Consider the following 3138-nt stretch of genomic DNA (forward strand, 5'->3'; position numbering starts at 1 on the left):
TCTCCCGCATCGACGGCGCGCTGCTGGCGCTCGAGGCCGTCGTGCTGACGGCCTTCATGGTTGCGGCGGCCGGTGACGTGCTGTCGAGCGCGGCCGCGCAGCGCCTGCTGACGGGCGATATGGCGCCCGCGTTCTGGGGCGCGCTCGCGGCGGTGGGCATCGCGGCCCCCTTCGCGCTGGAGGCGGCGCTGCGGCGTCCCGACGCGCGCGCCTGCGCCTGCATCGGCGTGCTGGTGCTGATAGGCGGCTTCTTCCTGCGGTACTGCCTGTGCACGGCTCCCTTCATGGACATCGCGTCGTACCTGTGAGACGAAGGGGCGGGGTCGGTGTCCCGCTTCGATCGCAGAATGAGGCAACAACCTCGTCCCCTCGTCTCGCTCCCTCGTCTCGTCGTCTCGCCCTGTCGTCGTTTCGTGCTTGCGAATGCGCGATTCTCGCCGGCGATGCCGACGAAGCGCGCTAGAATATACACGGTTGTATTTGGCTAGAGATGTAGGAAAATCCGCGCCAGCCGACGACGGCGCGAGGAAGCTCGGGGCATGGAGAATTTCAGCATAGACGAACGCAGCGGCGTGCCCATCTGGGTGCAGCTTCGCAACCGCCTCGTCTACCTTATCCAGACCGGGCGCTACCAGCCCGGCGACCAGCTTCCCACCGTGCACGAGATGGCCGTCAACCTCAACATCAACTACAACACCGTGAACAAGGTGTACCGCAGCATGGAGACGTCGGGTCTCATCATGTCGAAGCGCGGGCGCGGAACCTTCGTCGCCGAGAATCCCGCGTTCGACGACGAGGACTCCCTGGAGTCAACCATCGATGCGATGATGGGCGATTTCATCCGCCAGTGCGAGGAGCTGGGCATGACGCGCGAAGAGATAGCGGGTCGCCTTCAGGACAAGATCTCCCGGATGGGATAGGAGCGAGCTATGGTCAAGTTCGGCAAACGCGGCAACGAGCGTGCGAACGACGTGCTGTCAGGCGGGGAGGAGAGCGTCTCCGGCAGGCGCAAGGCATCGCGCCGCGGTGCGGTGGTGCTGGCCGTGACGCTGTTCCTCGTTGCGTTCGCCCTCGTCCTGGCTGCGACGTTCCCCTTCCGCTCGGCGTTCACCGTGGCGCTCGCCGTGGTCGCCGGCCTGGCGCTGGCAGGCAGCGTGCACATCGCCTACGAATGGGAGCGTGCCGTGGTGCTGCGCTTCGGCCGGTTCCACCGCCTCGCCGGGCCGGGTCTGTACGTCACCGTCCCCGTGGTGGATTCGGTGACCATCGTCATCGACCAGCGCATCTCGTCCATCTCGTGTTCGGCCGAGCAGGTGCTCACGGCCGATCTCGTGCCGGTGGATCTCGACGCCGTCGTGTTCTGGATGGTGTGGGATCCGAAGAAGGCGTGCCTGGCCGTGGAAGACTACGAGCACTCGGCGTCGCTCGTGGCGCAGACGGCGCTGCGCGACGCCATCGGCCAGGTGGAGATCGCCGAACTGTCCATGCAGCGCGCGCATATCGATCGCCAGCTGAAGAAAAACATCGAGGAGAAAACCGAGCAGTGGGGCGTCACGATCATCGACGTGGAGATCCGCGACATCCGCATGCCCCAGGAGCTGCAGAACGCCATGAGCGCCGAAGCCCAGGCACAGCAGGAGCGCAACGCCCGCGTCGTGCTGGCCGAGGTTGAGAAGGACATCTCCGACATGTTCATCGAGGCCGCGCACGCCTATCGCGAGGACGACCTGGCGCTGCAGCTGCGCATGATGAGCCTCGTGAACGAGAGCGTGAAGGAGGGCGGCAACATGGTGGTGGTGCCGAGCCCCTACGCCCAGGGCTTCACAGGCGACATAGCCTCCGCCCTCAAGGGGAAGAAGTAGCCCCTCCTGCGGCAAGCAAGGGCGCCATCCTCTCGGCAGTGCCCGTAAACGTACAAATGTTTCACGTGAAACAATCGTTCGCGCAAACAAATGTTTCACGTGAAACATCAGGGCCGTCGGATGCGGGTCGCCGGCTTGCTGACAGCCCGCCTCTGCCCGCCGCAGGCGCCGCTGCTCTCCTGATCCGTATCTCGCCGATAGCCCGATCGGGCGTCTCCGCTTGTCCGACACCGTCGGCCGCTCGTTCGCGAACGGTTGGTTGCGGGATCGGAAAGGCCAGCTACGCGACGGCGGATTCTGCTATGGTGCGATAGGGGAGCGGACGCTTCCAATGACGGCGCGGCTGCGCTCGGTAAAACATTTTCCAAAAGGTAATATATGATAACTGACATGGGCATACGATGTCGACAAGGCGTTGCTCCCGCAAGGCGAAGGTCGCAAGGGCATCCCGCTCTCGCGACCTTCGCCGCGTTTTCCGCACCGTTCGCAGACGTCTAAATTATTCTTGAAATGAACATATTCAATTTCCTATTTAACTATATTACTATGAAAACAGTTAATTAGAGGTCGAGGAAACGGTCATGAGTCACTGAGAAAGGGGATGCAATGACCACAGACGAGATGAGCGTGACGCGTCGGGGTTTCGTCAAGGGAACCGCCGTCGCGGGCGCCGGCCTGGCGATGTTGGGCGCGGCGGGGGCGATGACCTCCGCTGACGGATGGCTGGTTCCGGCGCATGCCGAGACCGCCGAGGAGTACACGGCGTTCACCTACCACCAGTCCCACTGCGGCGGCATGTGCCCGCTGGCGTGCACGGTGCGCGACGGGCGCATGGTGTCGGTTCAGCCGAACCACTGCTGCGACGACCGGTACGAAACCATCTGCGTGAAGGGCATTTCCGAGGTCCAGCACATCTACGGCGACCATCGCGTGCAGACCCCGCTTCGACGCACCGGAGAGCGCGGCGCGGGCGAGTTCGAGCCTATCTCGTGGGACGAAGCGCTCGACGAGGTGTGCGACAAGCTCAAGGAGCTCCAGGGCAAGTACGGAAACGACTGCGTGGTCATCTCGACGGGCGCCGAAGCGAACTTCCCGTGGCTGGCCGCCGTGCTGGGCGCGCAGGTGGATGCCAGCTCCGGCATCGACGTGGGCATCGGCAACGGTTTGGATCCTGCCATCGGTTTCGGCGGCGGCTACGCGATGGCCACCTGCGAGGCTCGCGACTGGGTGAATTCCAAGCTCGTACTCAACGTGGGCAGCAACTTCCTGGAGTCCA

The 3138-nt window shown here is 64.0% G+C and carries 4 protein-coding genes; all 4 read left to right on the forward strand.

The window, feature by feature from the left end; all coding sequences use genetic code 11:
- On the forward strand, positions 1–308 hold a 308-nt coding region (gene nrfD, locus ACMO6A_RS12720; RefSeq protein ID WP_418471365.1), incomplete at its 5' end, for an NrfD/PsrC family molybdoenzyme membrane anchor subunit.
- A 231-nt stretch (positions 309–539) separates the two neighbouring features.
- The gene (locus ACMO6A_RS12725) at positions 540–920 is read left to right on the forward strand and encodes a GntR family transcriptional regulator (RefSeq protein WP_009304315.1); all 381 of its coding nucleotides are present in this window, start codon (positions 540–542) and stop codon (positions 918–920) included.
- Positions 921–929: 9 nt separating this feature from the next.
- Complete coding sequence (locus tag ACMO6A_RS12730) at positions 930–1862, forward strand: slipin family protein (protein ID WP_009609294.1); 933 nt, start codon at positions 930–932, stop codon at positions 1860–1862.
- Positions 1863–2468: 606 nt separating this feature from the next.
- On the forward strand, positions 2469–3138 hold a 670-nt coding region (locus ACMO6A_RS12735), incomplete at its 3' end, for a molybdopterin-dependent oxidoreductase (protein WP_418471368.1).

This window comes from Eggerthella sp. (genome assembly GCF_048329335.1).
GTDB classification, from domain to species: Bacteria; Actinomycetota; Coriobacteriia; order Coriobacteriales; family Eggerthellaceae; genus Eggerthella; species Eggerthella lenta.